This window comes from Streptomyces sp. NPDC059201, assembly GCF_042754585.1.
In the GTDB taxonomy this organism is placed as follows: Bacteria; Actinomycetota; Actinomycetes; order Streptomycetales; family Streptomycetaceae; genus Streptomyces.
This window is the reverse complement of record NZ_JBHZBB010000005.1, coordinates 13,772-27,728: the sequence shown is the minus strand read 5'-3', so window position 1 is coordinate 27,728 and position 13,957 is coordinate 13,772. Positions and strand designations below refer to the sequence as shown.

At 74.2% G+C, this 13,957-nt stretch carries 13 protein-coding genes; 4 read left to right on the top strand and 9 right to left on the bottom strand.

What is annotated here, in order from left to right; translation table 11 throughout:
- Nucleotides 1-30: 30 nt before the first annotated feature.
- Complete coding sequence (locus ACFXMG_RS18270; protein WP_383826125.1) at nt 31-981, top strand: hypothetical protein; 951 nt, start codon at nt 31-33, stop codon at nt 979-981.
- Nucleotides 982-1,074: 93 nt separating this feature from the next.
- Here the strand turns inward: ACFXMG_RS18270 and ACFXMG_RS18265 are convergent, their stop codons facing one another.
- Genes ACFXMG_RS18265 through ACFXMG_RS18255 form a run of 3 tightly spaced genes read right to left on the bottom strand, consistent with a single transcriptional unit; the run spans nt 1,075 to nt 3,120 of the window.
- Nucleotides 1,075-1,392 carry an AzlD domain-containing protein gene (locus tag ACFXMG_RS18265; RefSeq protein ID WP_383826175.1) on the bottom strand — a complete coding sequence of 106 codons (318 nt, stop codon included), beginning with the start codon at nt 1,390-1,392 and terminating at the stop codon, nt 1,075-1,077.
- 5 nt (nt 1,393-1,397) lie between these two features.
- On the bottom strand, nt 1,398-2,249 hold the full coding sequence (locus tag ACFXMG_RS18260) for an AzlC family ABC transporter permease (RefSeq protein ID WP_383826122.1): 852 nt from the start codon (nt 2,247-2,249) through the stop codon (nt 1,398-1,400).
- Between the two features lie 10 nt (nt 2,250-2,259).
- A complete protein-coding gene (locus ACFXMG_RS18255) occupies nt 2,260-3,120 on the bottom strand; it encodes an AraC family ligand binding domain-containing protein (RefSeq protein WP_383826119.1) in 861 nt (286 codons plus the stop codon).
- 178 nt (nt 3,121-3,298) lie between these two features.
- On the opposite strand from ACFXMG_RS18255, the gene ACFXMG_RS18250 reads away from it, so the two are divergent.
- The 3 genes from ACFXMG_RS18250 (at nt 3,299) to ACFXMG_RS18240 (ending at nt 9,659) form a co-directional block, all read left to right on the top strand.
- Nucleotides 3,299-7,945, top strand: coding sequence for a DEAD/DEAH box helicase (locus ACFXMG_RS18250; RefSeq protein WP_383826117.1), 4,647 nt, complete (start codon nt 3,299-3,301; stop codon nt 7,943-7,945).
- 98 nt (nt 7,946-8,043) lie between these two features.
- Nucleotides 8,044-8,862 carry a DNA-formamidopyrimidine glycosylase family protein gene (locus tag ACFXMG_RS18245; RefSeq protein ID WP_383826114.1) on the top strand — a complete coding sequence of 273 codons (819 nt, stop codon included), beginning with the start codon at nt 8,044-8,046 and terminating at the stop codon, nt 8,860-8,862.
- A gap of 32 nt (nt 8,863-8,894) precedes the next feature.
- Complete coding sequence (locus ACFXMG_RS18240; protein WP_383826110.1) at nt 8,895-9,659, top strand: SDR family NAD(P)-dependent oxidoreductase; 765 nt, start codon at nt 8,895-8,897, stop codon at nt 9,657-9,659.
- On the opposite strand, the gene ACFXMG_RS18235 is transcribed toward ACFXMG_RS18240, so the two are convergent.
- The 6 genes from ACFXMG_RS18235 to rimO all read right to left on the bottom strand — a co-directional run bounded on the left by ACFXMG_RS18235 (nt 9,607) and on the right by rimO (nt 13,903).
- A complete protein-coding gene (locus tag ACFXMG_RS18235) occupies nt 9,607-9,861 on the bottom strand; it encodes a hypothetical protein (protein ID WP_383826107.1) in 255 nt (84 codons plus the stop codon). The two genes, ACFXMG_RS18240 and ACFXMG_RS18235, sit on opposite strands and share 53 nt — an antisense overlap.
- A gap of 228 nt (nt 9,862-10,089) precedes the next feature.
- Entirely contained in the window at nt 10,090-10,560 is a 471-nt protein-coding gene (locus ACFXMG_RS18230) for a Dps family protein (protein ID WP_383826105.1), read from the bottom strand.
- Between the two features lie 161 nt (nt 10,561-10,721).
- Entirely contained in the window at nt 10,722-11,105 is a 384-nt protein-coding gene (locus tag ACFXMG_RS18225; RefSeq protein ID WP_200428463.1) for a helix-turn-helix domain-containing protein, read from the bottom strand.
- A gap of 109 nt (nt 11,106-11,214) precedes the next feature.
- Nucleotides 11,215-11,739, bottom strand: coding sequence for a CinA family protein (locus tag ACFXMG_RS18220; RefSeq protein WP_383826101.1), 525 nt, complete (start codon nt 11,737-11,739; stop codon nt 11,215-11,217).
- Nucleotides 11,736-12,419 (bottom strand): CDP-diacylglycerol--glycerol-3-phosphate 3-phosphatidyltransferase, encoded by a 684-nt coding sequence (gene pgsA / locus ACFXMG_RS18215; RefSeq protein ID WP_383826098.1) that lies wholly within the window; start codon nt 12,417-12,419, stop codon nt 11,736-11,738. Before pgsA ends, ACFXMG_RS18220 begins: the two co-directional genes overlap by 4 nt.
- The gene (rimO, locus tag ACFXMG_RS18210; protein ID WP_383826096.1) at nt 12,416-13,903 is read right to left on the bottom strand and encodes a 30S ribosomal protein S12 methylthiotransferase RimO; all 1,488 of its coding nucleotides are present in this window, start codon (nt 13,901-13,903) and stop codon (nt 12,416-12,418) included. Before rimO ends, pgsA begins: the two co-directional genes overlap by 4 nt.
- Between the last annotated feature and the right edge of the window lie 54 nt (nt 13,904-13,957).

Below are 13,957 nucleotides of genomic sequence, written 5' to 3'. Positions count from 1 at the left end.
CACCGCGCGGTTCCGCCCTACGGTCGGAACATGGCCGAAAAACCCCTCTCCTCCCCGCCCCCTCCTCCGGCGGCCCCCGGGTCGCCGCTGGCCCGTGCCGAGCGGTTCGTCTGGCTGACGGCACGGGTGCTCGAACAGCGCCGTTTCGCCTACCACTTCCTGCGCGGCGGCGCGGACCACGTGGAGGCCGCCCTGACCGCGTACCTCGACGAGGACGGCGGTTACGGGCACGGGCTCGAACCGGACCTGCGGGGCCCGGTCAGCCAGCCGCTGCACACCGCGCACGCGCTGCGGGTCCTGGACTCCATCGGGCGCTGCGGCGGACTGCGGGTGGAGCGGATCTGCCGCTATCTGACGGCGGTCTCCACCCACGAGGGGGCGCTGCCGGCAATCCACCCCTCCCAGCGGGACTACCCGTCGGCGCCGTTCGTGCCGGTCGTCGACGACCCGCCCGGGGAGCTGCTCTCGACCGGCCCGGTGGTCGGCACGCTCCACCGCAACCAGGTCTGGCACGCGTGGCTGTTCCGGGCGACCGAGTTCTGCTGGGCGGCGGTGGAGTCGTTGGAGAAGTCCCATCCGTACGAGGTGCAGGCGGCGGTGGCCTTCCTCGACTCGGCGCCGGACCGGCCGCGGGCCGAGGCGGCGGCCGACCGGCTCGGCCGGCTGGTGCGCGATCAGCGGCTCGCCGTGCTGGACCCGGACCGGCCGGAGGACTTCCCGGTGGCCGACGGGTACGCGCCCGGCGAGTACCACTATCCGCACGACTACGCGCGCGTGCCGGACTCGCTCGCCCGCGGCTGGTTCACCGACGAGGAGCTGTCCCGCTCGCTGGACGTCCTCGCGGCGGAGCAGGCCGAGGACGGGGGCTGGCCGATCCGTTGGCGGGCCTGGGCGCCGGGCTCGGCCCTGGAGTGGCGGCCGATCGTCACGATCGAGGCCCTGCGCACCCTGCGCGCCTACGGGCGCCCCCTGGACGCCTGATCCCGGCTCCACGCGCGCGTGGAGCCGGGAAGCCGGGATCGGTACGGGTGCCGGTGCGGCGGTACGCGTGCGCTTCAGCGGTACGCGTGCGGTTCAGCCGCCCAGGGCCCGTACCCCCGCGGTCACCGCGACGGCGGCGCCCACGACGACCAGGAAGGGCGCGCGCAGGACGAGCGCGAGCGCGGCGGCGGCGACGCCGGCGGCCCGTGCGTCCAGGGTGAGGGCCGTGCCCGTGGCGAAGGTCTGCTGGGCGGTGAGCGCGGCGAGCAGGGCGACGGGAAGGAGGGCGGCGAGCCGCTGCACGAGCGGCCGCTCCAGGGTCTGGGCCGGGACGAGCAGGCCGACCAGCTTGACCAGGTAGCAGCCGGCGACGGTGAGGCCGATCGCGAGCCAGACGTGGGTGCTGTTCATGGCGTTCATCCGGTGGCCTCCTGGTCCGGCTCGCGCTGCTTCTGCGCCCGGCGGCCCTGGAACCAGAGGACGGCCGGGGCGGCGAGCGCCGAGACGAGCACGGGGACGCCGGCCGGGAGCACGGGCAGCAGGCCCAGGCCCAGGACGACGGCGATCCCGGCGGTGGCCCGCTCGGTCGCGGTCCTCAGCATCGGGGCGAGGAGCGCCAGGAAGACGGCCGGCCCGGCGGCGTCCAGGCCCCAGGCGGCGGTGTCGCCGATGGCCTCGGCGCCGAGCGCCCCGAGCAGCGTGGTGAGGTTCCACAGGACGTAGAGGGTGAGCCCGGTGACGGTGAAGCCGAGCCGGGCGGACCTGCGGTCCGGCTGGGCGAGGGCGACGGCGGCGGTCTCGTCGATGACCCACTGCGCGGCGAACGGCTTCACGGCCCTCGGCAGCGCGAGGAGCTGGGAGAGGCGCAGCCCGTAGAAGGCGTTGCGGGTGCCGAGGAAGAAGGCTCCGGCGGCGGCCGTGAACGGGTTCCCGCCACCCGCGAGGGCGCCGACGAGGGCGAACTGCGAGGCGCCCGTGAAGACGAGCAGGCTGAGCACGCAGGTCTGGAGGAGGGTGAGCCCGGCGCCCGCCGAGGTGACGCCGAAGGCGAAGCCGGAGAGTCCGACGGCGACGCCGACTCCGAGCGCGTCCCGGACCACGGCCGAACCGGTCTTCCGGTCGCCGCCGCCCGCCGTTCCCCTCCCGGCGGTGCCAGAGGCCACGCCTGAGGCCGTGCCTGAAGTGCCGGCGGCCATGCCTGAGGTCGTGCCCGAGGGTGGGTCGTCGCGTATGTCCCGCGTGGCGGGGTGTGCTGTCTGTTCTGCCACGTCCCCGAGGTTACGGAGCGGCCGGCGGCGGGTCTTGTACGTTCTTGCGCGGCAGTCCACGGGCGCGCTGGTAGGCCCCGGGCGGAACGCCGACGCTGCGGGTGAAGTGCCGGTTCAGGTGCGGCTGGTCCGTGAAGCCGACGGCGACGGCCGCCTCGGCCGGTGGCGTCCCGGCGTCCAGGAGCCGCCGGGCCCGCCGCACGCGCGCGTCCGTGAGCCAGGTGTGCGGCGGCATGCCGTACTCGGCACGGAAGGCCCGCAGCAGGGCGAACGGACTGGTGTCGAGGTCGGCGGCGAGCCGCTCCAGAGTGGGAGGCTCCGCCATCCGCTCCTCCAGGACGGCACGCGCGCGTGCCGCGTCCCGGGCCCCCGCCGTGCGGGGCGTGAGCGCGCGCAGACTCCCGCCGTGACTGCGCAGCATCCGTGCGGTGACCAGGCGCAGCAGGCTGTCGGCGGCCAGCGCGTTGCCCTCCTCGGCGGCCCGGTGCACGCCGATGACGAGCTGGGCGGCGTACGGGTCGTCGACGACGGGCTGGGTGAAGCCGACCGGGCCACGGACGGCGAGGACGTCGGCGGCGATGGACCGGATGAGCTCCGCGTCCGGGTAGATCGTGCGGTAGGTCCAGCCCTCGGGGACGCCGGCGTGCCCGGTGTGCGGGGTGTCCGGGTTCACCAGGGCGATCTGCCCCGGTCCGGCGTGGACCAGCTCGTTGCGGTAGTGGAACGCCTCGACGCCCTCGGTGATCGCCGCGTAGACGAAGCTCTCGTGGGTGTGGCGGGAGAACGCCTTCTCTATGTAGTGGGCGTGCAGCAGATCGACCCCGGGCAGCTCGGCGTACTGCCAATACCGAGCCCGCTCGCCCCTCGCCATTCCTCCATTCTGCGCCCGCCCCGGCCGTGCCGACGACCCGATCGCCCCAGGTCCGGGCGCCGGCGGCCCCGGATCCGGGCACCGATGTCCACAGGCGCGGGCGCCGGCGGCCCGGGGTACGGACACGGTTTTCCACAGGTCCCGGCGGTTGTCAGTGGGCGGGTGCACGATGGGGGACATGGTCACGTCCGCGCTCGAAGACTTCTCCCCGGCCACCCGCGGGTGGTTCACCGGGGCGTTCACCGCGCCCACGGCCGCCCAGGAGGGCGCCTGGCGGGCCATCGGCGCGGGCTCGGACGTGCTCGTCGTGGCACCGACCGGCTCGGGCAAGACCCTCGCCGCCTTCCTCGCCTCCCTGGACCGGCTGGCGTCCGTCCCCGCCCCGGCCGAGCCGAAGAAGCGCTGCCGGGTGCTCTACGTCTCCCCACTGAAGGCGCTCGCCGTCGACGTGGAGCGGAATCTCCGCTCCCCCCTCATCGGCATCCGCCAGGAGGCCGTACGCCTCGGGCTGCCCGAGCCCGACGTACGGGTCGGCATCCGCTCCGGCGACACCCCGCCCGCCGAGCGCCGCGCGCTCGCCACCAAGCCGCCGGACATCCTGATCACCACCCCCGAGTCGCTCTTCCTCATGCTGACCTCGGCCACCCGGGAGGCGCTGGCCGGGGTGGAGACGGTCATCCTGGACGAGGTCCACGCGGTCGCCGGCACCAAGCGCGGCGCGCACCTGGCCCTCACCCTGGAGCGGCTCGACGAACTGCTGCCCCGCCCCGCGCGCCGGATCGGCCTGTCGGCCACGGTCCGGCCGGTCGACGAGGTCGCCCGCTTCCTCTCCCCCGGCCGCCAGGTGGAGATCGTGCAGCCCCCGTCGGGCAAGGAGTTCGACCTCTCGGTCGTCGTGCCCGTCGAGGACATGGGCGAGCTGGGGGGCTCCCCCGCCTCCGAGGGCAAGGACGGCGGCGACAAGCCGTCGATCTGGCCGCACGTGGAGGAGCGGATCGCCGACCTCGTCCAGGCCCACCGCTCCACCATCGTCTTCGCCAACTCCCGGCGCCTCGCCGAGCGCCTCTGCAACCGGCTGAACGAGATCGCCTACGAGCGGGCGACCGGGGAGCCCGCCCCCGAGGGGACCCCGCCCGCCGAGATCATGGCCCAGTCGGGCGCGGCCAAGGGCGCGCCGCCGCTGCTCGCCCGCGCCCACCACGGCTCGGTGTCCAAGGAGCAGCGCGCCCAGGTCGAGGAGGACCTCAAGGCGGGCCGGCTGCCCGCCGTCGTCGCCACCTCCAGCCTGGAGCTCGGCATCGACATGGGCGCCGTCGACCTGGTCGTCCAGGTCGAGTCGCCGCCTTCGGTGGCCTCCGGCCTCCAGCGCGTGGGCCGCGCGGGCCACCAGGTCGGCGCGGTCTCCACGGGCGTGGTCTTCCCCAAGTACCGCGGCGACCTGGTGCAGGCGGCCGTGGTCACCGAGCGGATGCGCTCGGGGTCCATCGAGTCGCTGCGGATCCCCGCCAACCCGCTGGACGTGCTCGCCCAGCAGTTGGTCGCGATCGTCGCCCTCGACACCTGGCAGGTGGACGACCTGCTGGCGCTGGTGCGCCGGGCCGCCCCCTTCGCCTCCCTGCCCGACTCGGCCTTCACGGGCGTGCTCGACATGCTCGCGGGCCGCTACCCCTCGGACGCCTTCGCCGAGCTGCGCCCGCGCGTGGTGTGGGACCGGGTCGCGGGCACGGTCACCGGCCGCCCGGGCGCGCAGCGGCTCGCGGTCACCTCCGGCGGCACGATCCCGGACCGGGGCCTGTTCGGCGTGTTCCTCGCCGGATCGGACCCGAAGAAGGGCGGCGGGCGGGTCGGCGAGCTCGACGAGGAGATGGTGTACGAGTCGCGGGTCGGCGACGTCTTCACGCTGGGCACCACCTCCTGGCGGATCGAGGACATCACCCGCGACCGGGTCCTGGTGTCACCGGCGCCCGGCGTGCCGGGCCGGCTGCCGTTCTGGAAGGGCGACCAGCTGGGCCGCCCGCTCGAACTGGGCCGCGCGGTCGGCGCGTTCCTGCGCGAGCTGGGCGCGCTCGCCGAGGAGGACGCCCGGCTGCGGCTGATCGCGGCGGGCCTGGACTCCTGGGCGGCCGACAACGTCCTGGCGTATCTGAAGGAGCAGCGCGAGGCGTGCGGCCACGTGCCGGACGACCGCACGATCCTGGTGGAGCGGTTCCGCGACGAGCTGGGCGACTGGCGGGTCGTCGTCCACTCCCCGTTCGGGGCGCAGGTGCACGCGCCGTGGGCGCTGGCGCTGGGTGCCCGGCTCGCCGAGCGGTACGGCATGGACGCGCAGGTGATGCACGCGGACGACGGCATCGTGCTGCGGCTGCCCGACGCCGACCTGATGGGCCTCGACATGGGGCTCGACCTGCTGGACCACGAGCCGGTCGGCCCGGGCCGCCACCAGGACACGGTGTTCGACGCCGACCAGGCTCCGGTGGGCGCGGCGGACACGCTCTTCGACAAGGGCGAAGTCGCCCAGATCGTCACCGACCAGGTGGGCGGCTCCGCGCTGTTCGCCTCCCGCTTCCGCGAGTGCGCCGCCCGCGCCCTGCTGCTGCCGAAGCGGAACCCGGGGAAGCGGACCCCGCTCTGGCAGCAGCGCCAGCGGGCCGCCCAACTGCTCCAGGTGGCGAGCGAGTTCGGCTCGTTCCCGATCGTCCTGGAGGCCGTCCGCGAGTGCCTCCAGGACGTCTTCGACGTCCCCGGCCTGACCGAGCTGATGGGCGACATCGAGGCCCGCCGGGTCCGCCTCGTCGAGGTCACCACCGCCGAGCCGTCCCCCTTCGCCCGCTCCCTGCTCTTCGGCTACGTGGCGCAGTTCCTGTACGAGGGCGACTCCCCGCTCGCCGAGCGCCGGGCCGCCGCGCTCTCCCTGGACTCCCGGCTCCTCGCCGAGCTGCTGGGCCAGGCGGAGCTGCGCGAACTGCTCGACCCCGAGGTGCTGACCGAGCTGGAGCGGGAGCTCCAGTGGCTCACCGAGGACCGGCGGATCAAGGACTCCGAGGGCGTCGCGGACCTGCTGCGGGTCCTCGGCCCGCTCACCGACGCGGAGCTGGCCGCGCGCGGCGCCGAGGCGGACTGGGCGCGCGAGCTGGCCCGGTCCCGCCGCGCCATCGCGGTACGGATCGCGGGCACCGAGCACTGGGCGGCGATCGAGGACGCGGGCCGGCTGCGGGACGCGCTCGGCACGGCGCTGCCGGTGGGCGTCCCCGAGGCGTTCACCGAACCCGTCAAGGACCCGCTCGGCGACCTCCTCGCCCGGTACGCGCGCACCCACGGCCCCTTCACCTCCTCCCAGGCCGCCGCCCGCTTCGGTCTGGGCGCGGCCGTCACGGACGGCGCCCTCCAGCGGCTCGCCGCGGCCGGCCGGGTCGTCCAGGGCGAGTTCCACCCCTCGGGCATCGGCCAGGAGTGGTGCGACGCGGCCGTCCTGCGCCGGCTGCGCCGCCGCTCCCTGGCGGCCCTGCGGCACGAGCTGGAGCCGGTGCCCCCGGCGGCCCTGGCCACCTTCCTGCCCCAGTGGCAGCACCTGGGCGGCAGCAGCCTGCGCGGGATCGACGGCCTGGCCCGCGCGGTGGAGCAGCTCCAGGGCGCGCCCGTGCCGGCGTCAGCGCTGGAGAAGCTGGTCCTGCCGTCCCGCGTCCGGGACTACTCCCCGGCGATGCTCGACGAGCTGACCACCACCGGCGAGATCGTCTGGGCCGGGGCGGGCTCCCTGCCCGGCAAGGACGGCTGGATCTCCCTCTACCTCGCGGACGCGGCCCCGCTCCTGCTGCCCCCGCCGCACCCGCTGGAGCTCACCGCCCTCCACGAGTCGGTCCTCACGGCCCTGACCGGCGGATACGGCCTCTTCTTCCGGCAGATCGCCGACCAGGTCCGGATCACCACCCACCCGGACGCCACCGACCCGCAGCTCGCCGACGCCCTGTGGGACCTGGCCTGGTCGGGCCGGCTCACCAACGACACCCTGGCGCCGCTGCGCGCCCTCCTCGGCTCGGGCCGCACCGCGGGCTCGACCGCCCACCGGGCCCGCCGCACGGTGCCGCGCGGCCGGTTCGGCACGCTCGGCGCCACCCGCCCGGCCTCCAGGTCGGGCCCGCCGACGGTCTCGGGCCGCTGGGCGCTGCTGCCGCCCGCCGAGCCCGAGCCGACCCACCGGGCGCACGCGCTGGCCCGCACCCTCCTGGACCGGCACGGCGTGGTGACCCGCGGCGCCGTGGCCGCCGAGGGCGTCGAGGGCGGCTTCTCCGTCGTCTACCGGATCCTGTCCGCCTTCGAGGACAGCGGCCAGGCCCGGCGCGGCTATGTGGTGGAGGGCCTGGGCGCGGCCCAGTTCGCGATGGACGGGGCGGTGGACCGGCTGCGGGCGGCGGCGACCGCGCGGGACCGGGGCGCCGAGGCGGCAGCGGGCCCGCGCGCGGTGGTGCTGGCCGCCGCCGACCCGGCGAACGCGTACGGGGCCGCCCTGCCGTGGCCGGAGCCGCCGACCGGCGCCGGCCACAAGCCGGGCCGCAAGGCGGGCGCGCTGGTGGTCCTGGTCGACGGCGAGCTGACCCTGTACGTGGAGCGCGGCGGCAAGACGGTCCTTTCCTGGCCGACGGAGCCGGACGACCCGGCGCTGACGGCGGCAGCCGGCGCCCTGGCCGAGGCCGCGCGCGCGGGCGCGCTGGGCACGGTCACGGTCGAGCGGATCAACGGCGCGACAGCCCTGACCTCCCCCCTCGCCCGCCCGCTGGAAACGGCGGGCTTCGTGGCCACCCCCCGCGGCCTCCGCCTCAGAGCCTGACCTGGCCTGACTTGACCTGGCCTGACGTGACCTGACCTGACCTGACCTGACGTGACCTGACCTGGCCTGACGTGACCTGACCTCGCGGAGGACCGCCCATGCCCGAAGGAGACACGATCTGGCAGGCCGCCCACCGGCTGCACGCCGCACTGGCCGGGCGGGTGCTGACCCGCGCCGACCTGCGGGTGCCCCGCTTCGCGACCGCCGACCTGACCGGCCGCGCGGTCCTGGACGTCACCCCGCGCGGCAAGCACCTCCTCACCCGGATCGACGGCGGGCTCACCCTCCACTCGCACCTGCGGATGGACGGGGCGTGGAAGGTGTACCCGACCGGGGAGCGCCCGCGCGGCGGCCCCGAGCACCAGATCCGCGCCGTCCTCGGGAACGAGGAGCACACCGCGTACGGCTACCGCCTCCCGGTCCTGGAGCTGATCCGTACCGCCGAGGAGGCCCGGGCGGTGGGCCATCTCGGCCCGGATCTGCTGGGTCCCGACTGGGATCCGGAGGAGGCCGTGCGTCGTCTCCTCGCCGACCCGGCCCGCCCGCTCGGCGAGGCCCTGCTCGACCAGCGCAATCTCGCCGGCATCGGGAACGTCTACAAGTCGGAGCTGGCCTTCCTGGCGGCCGTCACCCCGTGGCTCCCGGTCGGCGAGCTGGCCCCCGACATCCCGCCCCGCCTGGTGGCGACCGCCCACCGCCTCCTGGAGGCGAACAAGAACCGTCCCGACCGGCGCACCACGACGACCCGTCGTCCGGGCACCCCGCTGCACGTCTACGGCCGCGAGGGCCACCCCTGTCTGCGCTGCGGCGCCGCCGTCCGCAAGGCGGAGCTCGGCGACCGGGTCACGTACTGGTGCCCCGGCTGCCAGCACGGCCCCACCGGAGATTCCACGGATCCCCACCCTCCCGTCAATTGACGATCCGTCAGATCCGGTCGTACGGTCCCGCCATGAGCCTCTCGGCGTACGACCTCACCGGCCGCACGGCGTTCGTGACGGGCGCCGCGAGCGGCATCGGCCGCGCAAGCGCGGTCCTCCTCGCCCGGGCGGGCGCGACCCTGCACCTGGCGGACCGAGACGAGCCGGGCCTGAAGGAGACAGCCGCCCTGATCGCCCGCGAGGGCGGCCGGGCCCACGTCCACCCCCTCGACGTGACCGACCGGTCCGCGCTCGCCGCCGCCGTCGACGCGGCAGGCCCGCTCCACGTGATGGCGGCGGTCGCCGGGATCATGCACACCAGCACGGTCCTGGAGACCCGCGAGGAGGACCTCGACCGCGTCCTCGCCGTGAACTTCAAGGGCGTGCTCCACGCCTGCCAGGAGGCGGCCCGTTCGATGATCGCCTCCGGCACCCGGGGGTCGATCGTCACCATGGCCTCGGGCGCGATGGACACCGCGAGCCCGGGCCTGCTCTGCTACAGCGTCGCCAAGGCGGCCGTCGTCCAGCTCACCAAGACGCTCGCGGTCGAAGCGGGTCCGCACGGCATCCGGGTCAACGCGGTCGCCCCCGGCTGGATCCGCACCCCCATGACGGACCGCCACGAGCCCGCCGCCCAGGAGCAGGCCGAGGCCGCGATGGTCCGTCACTCACCGCTGCGGCGGGTCGGCGAGCCCGAGGACATCGCGCACGCGGTCCTCCATCTCGCCTGTGACGCCTCCTCGTTCACGACGGGCCAGATCCTGCGCCCGAACGGCGGCGTCGCCATGCCCTGGTGAGACGCGCCGGCCGGGAGGAGGCGGCCACGTGCACCGGCAACAGGCTCAGCCCCCAGCCGCCCGCGGCCACCGCCCCCTCGACCGGTCCGGACTCACCCGGAACCAGCAGCAGGCGCAGCACCGCCCACCACCAGAGCCCCCCGACCACCAGTCCGACCGCGATCAGCGTGAGCGTCACCAGCGGAACCCGTCGCCGTACCATGGCCGCCTCCTGCGCTCGACGCTAGACCGGCAGGATCACCCTGCGGGAGGGCGCACCGGAGTCAGCCCCGGCTCGCACTCCGCGCACGATCCGGCGGACGCCCCCGCGCGCGGAGCACCGCGCGCCCTCGGGACCGCCGGCCCGACGCTCACCGCCACGGGTCCCGCGGACCCCGCGGACCCCACAGCCCCTCTCGCCCCCGGCCTCGCGTATCGCCATGCCGGCCGCCTAGGCGCTCTCGGCCTGGAACATCCACGAATGCTTCTCGAGGTCGGCCGTGAGGGAGATCAGGATGTCCTGGCTGACGGGGTCGGGGTCGCCGGTGGCGTCCACGCGCTCCCGCATCCGGGTGATGACCGCGCCGAGCGAGGCCACCAGGATCCGTACCGCTTCCGCGTCCTTGATCCAGCCCTCCGGCACGGTGCCGATCGCGCTGCCGGAGGCCACCGTCGTGGCCCGTCCGTCCGGGTTGACCCCGATCGCCGAGGCCCGCTCGGCCACGGTGTCGGAGTGCAGCCGGGCGGTGTCCACCACCTCGTCCAGCTGGAGGTGGACGGAGCGGAAGCGCGGCCCGACGACGTTCCAGTGCACCTGCTTGGCGACCAGCGCCAGGTCGACGAGGTCGACCAGGGCGCCCTGGAGGGCGTTGCCGACCGTCTTGAGGTCGGCGTCGGACAGCGGGCTCTTCACGACAGACATACGGAATCTCCAACCAGTCGAACGTATCCCCCACCATGGCACGCCTGTCCGGAATCCGGCATCTCAAGCAAAACGCCCACAACCGCAAGGAGCGACACGACGAAGCCCCGGCCGACACCCCCACAGGGGGCGCCGACCGGGGCTTCGACCCGTTCGGTTTCTCAGGCGGCGACGACGTCCACGGCCTCCGCGGGCGCCTTGATGGTCACCCGCTCGGTGGGCACACCGGCCACCGACGTCACCGACACCGAATTGAGCATCGGACGGACCGGCGACGGCACCGGTTCGCTGGAAGCTGCCGACTCGGCCAGTTCGGCCAGTGACAGCTCGTCGCTCACTTCGCGCATGAGCTCGGACATCCGTACGTCCAGCGCGTCGCAGATCGCGGAGAGCAGTTCGGAGGACGCCTCCTTCTGCCCCCGCTCCACCTCGGAGAGATAGCCGAGCGAGACTCGGGCGGACGAGGAGACTTCGCGCAGAGTACGGCCCTGGCGCTGGCGCTGCCGACGCAGCACGTCACCCAGCAGGCGACGGAGCAGAATCATCGGTGGCTCCCTCCTCGGACCGCGTAGCCGCATCCTTCACGCCCCACCGTACCGCCTCGCGCCGCGGCCGTGCGGGGAGCGATGTCGTGTTCACTCAGGGCTGCAAACATCAATTCCCCCCGTTCTGTTCCGTATCCTGTGCCCGCGCATTTCCCGAGAGTTCCGCGTGGAGCAGGTCGAGCACGCTCCGCACACTCTCTCTACGGATTTCCGCGCGATCGCCGTTCAATCTCAACGACACCACTTTCCCGGCCGCCGCGCCTGTCGTGGCGGGACCCGCCACCGCCACGTAGACGGTCCCGACGGGCTGCCCGTCCTGCGGATCGGGCCCCGCGACGCCGGTCGTCGCCATCCCCCAGTCGGCACTCAGCCGGTCGCGCACACCCCGTGCCATCTGCACCGCGACCTCGGGATCCACCGCCCCGCGCTCCCGCAGCAGGCCGGCGTCCACCCCCAGCAGCTCGTGCTTGAGGGGGGTCGCGTAGGCGGTCACGGAGCCGCGGAAACTCCGGGAGGCCCCGGGCACCCCGGTCAGCTCGGCGGCCACCAGACCCCCGGTGAGCGACTCGGCGGCGGCCAGCGTCTGGCCACGCTCCGCGAGCAGACCGAGGACCCGGGCGGCCGCCTCGCTCATCGCGCCGAGGTCTCCGGCGCCTCTGCCCGGGCGGCGGCCCGCTCGGCCGCGAGTCCCTGGCGTCTCAGCATGACCGCCTGTCGCACATAATCCAGACCGGTGACGACGGTCAGCACGACCGCCACCGTCATCACCCAGAAGCGCAGCGTCGCCAGCGGGCCGGTGAGCATGAGCACGTACATGCCGACGGCCGTGCCCTGGGCGAGCGTCTTCATCTTGCCGCCCCGGCTGGCCGGGATGACCCCGTGCCGGATCACCCAAAACCGCATCAGCGTGATCCCCAGCTCGCGCGCCAGGATCACCCCGGTGACCCACCAGGGCAGGTCGCCGAGGGCGGAGAGGCAGATCAGTCCGGCGGCCATGATCGCCTTGTCGGCGATCGGGTCGGCGATCTTCCCGAAGTCGGTGACCAGGTTGTACGTGCGGGCCAGATGTCCGTCGAAGACGTCCGTGATCATGGCGACGGCGAACGCCGCCCACGCCCAGGCCCGCCAGACCGGGTCGTGCCCGCCGTCCTGGAGGAGCAGCAGCACGAAGCCCGGCACGAGGACGAGCCGGATCATGGTGAGGATGTTGGCGATGTTCCACACGCTGACGGGGTTCACGGCCGCCGAGCCCAGCTTGCCGCGCGGCGCCGGCCTTCCGGTCCCGCCCGTCGCGGATGCCGGGACTCCGGTCATCTGCCCACCTCCTCGACATACTCCGCCACGAGGTCGACGCCCTCGGTGCCCACGACCTTCGCCCTGACCATACGGCCCGGAGCCAGGTCGAGGCCCGCGCCACCACCGTCGGTGAGGAGCACCTGCCCGTCCGTCTCGGGGGCCTGGTGGGCGGCGCGGCCGATCCAGCCGTCCTCCTCGTCCTCGGACTCCACCAGTACCTCCAGCATCTCCCCGATCCGCTCCTCGGCGCGCTGCGCCGTGAGCTCCTCGGCGAGCCGGGAGAGGTGGGCCAGACGCGCGTCCACGACCTCCTGGTCGAGCTTGTGCTCGTACGTGGCGGCCTCGGTGCCGTCCTCGTCGGAGTAGCCGAAGACGCCGATGGCGTCGAGCCGGGCGTGGGTGATGAAGCGTTCCAGCTCGGCGAAGTCGGCCTCGGTCTCGCCGGGGAAGCCGACGATGAAGTTGGAGCGGGCGCCGGCCGTCGGGGCCTTCTCGCGGATCGTCGCGAGCAGGTCCAGGAAGCGGTCGGTGTCGCCGAAGCGGCGCATGGCGCGCAGCACGTCGGGGGCACTGTGCTGGAACGACAGGTCGAAGTAGGGCACGACCTTGTCGGTGGAGGTCAGCACGTCGATCAGGCCGGGCCGCATCTCGGCCGGCTGGAGGTAGCTGACCCGGACGCGCTCGATGCCGTCGACGGCGGCGAGCTCGGGCAGCAGGCCCTCCAGGAGGCGGATGTCGCCGAGGTCCTTGCCGTACGAGGTGTTGTTCTCGGAGACCAGCATGATCTCCTTCACGCCCTGCTCGGCGAGCCAGCGCGTCTCGTTCAGCACGTCCGAGGGACGGCGGGAGACGAAGCTGCCGCGGAAGGACGGGATGGCGCAGAAGGAGCAGCGGCGGTCGCAGCCGGAGGCCAGCTTCACGGAGGCGACGGGGCTGCGGTCGAGGCGGCGGCGGAGCGGGGCGCGGGGGCCGGAGGCGGGCGCGAGGCCCTCGGGCAGGTCGCCCGGGACGTTCTGCGGCTCCTCGGCGGCTCCGTGGCCCGGCAGGGCCACGTCGGCGGCGGCCTGCTGGCGGTCGACCGGGGAGAGCGGGAGGAGCTTGCGCCGGTCGCGCGGGGTGTGGGCCTCGACGCTGCCACCGCTGAGGATGGTCTGGAGGCGGTTGGAGATGTCGGAGTAGTCGTCGAAGCCGAGCACTCCGTCGGCCTCGGGGAGGGCCTCGGCCAGCTCCTTGCCGTAGCGCTCGGCCATGCAGCCGACGGCGACGACGGCCTGGGTGCGGCCGTGGTCCTTCAGATCATTGGCTTCGAGGAGGGCGTCGACGGAGTCCTTCTTGGCGGCTTCGACGAAGCCACAGGTGTTGACGACGGCGACGTCTGCGTCCTCGGCGTTCTCGACGAGCTCCCAGCCGTCCGCTGCCAAGCGGCCTGCGAGCTCCTCCGAGTCCACCTCGTTACGGGCGCAGCCGAGAGTGACAAGGGCGACGGTACGGCGTTCGGGCATGGACTCAAGACTACTTCGTCCCGGACGCGACCCCGTCGCTCAGGGTTCACCTGC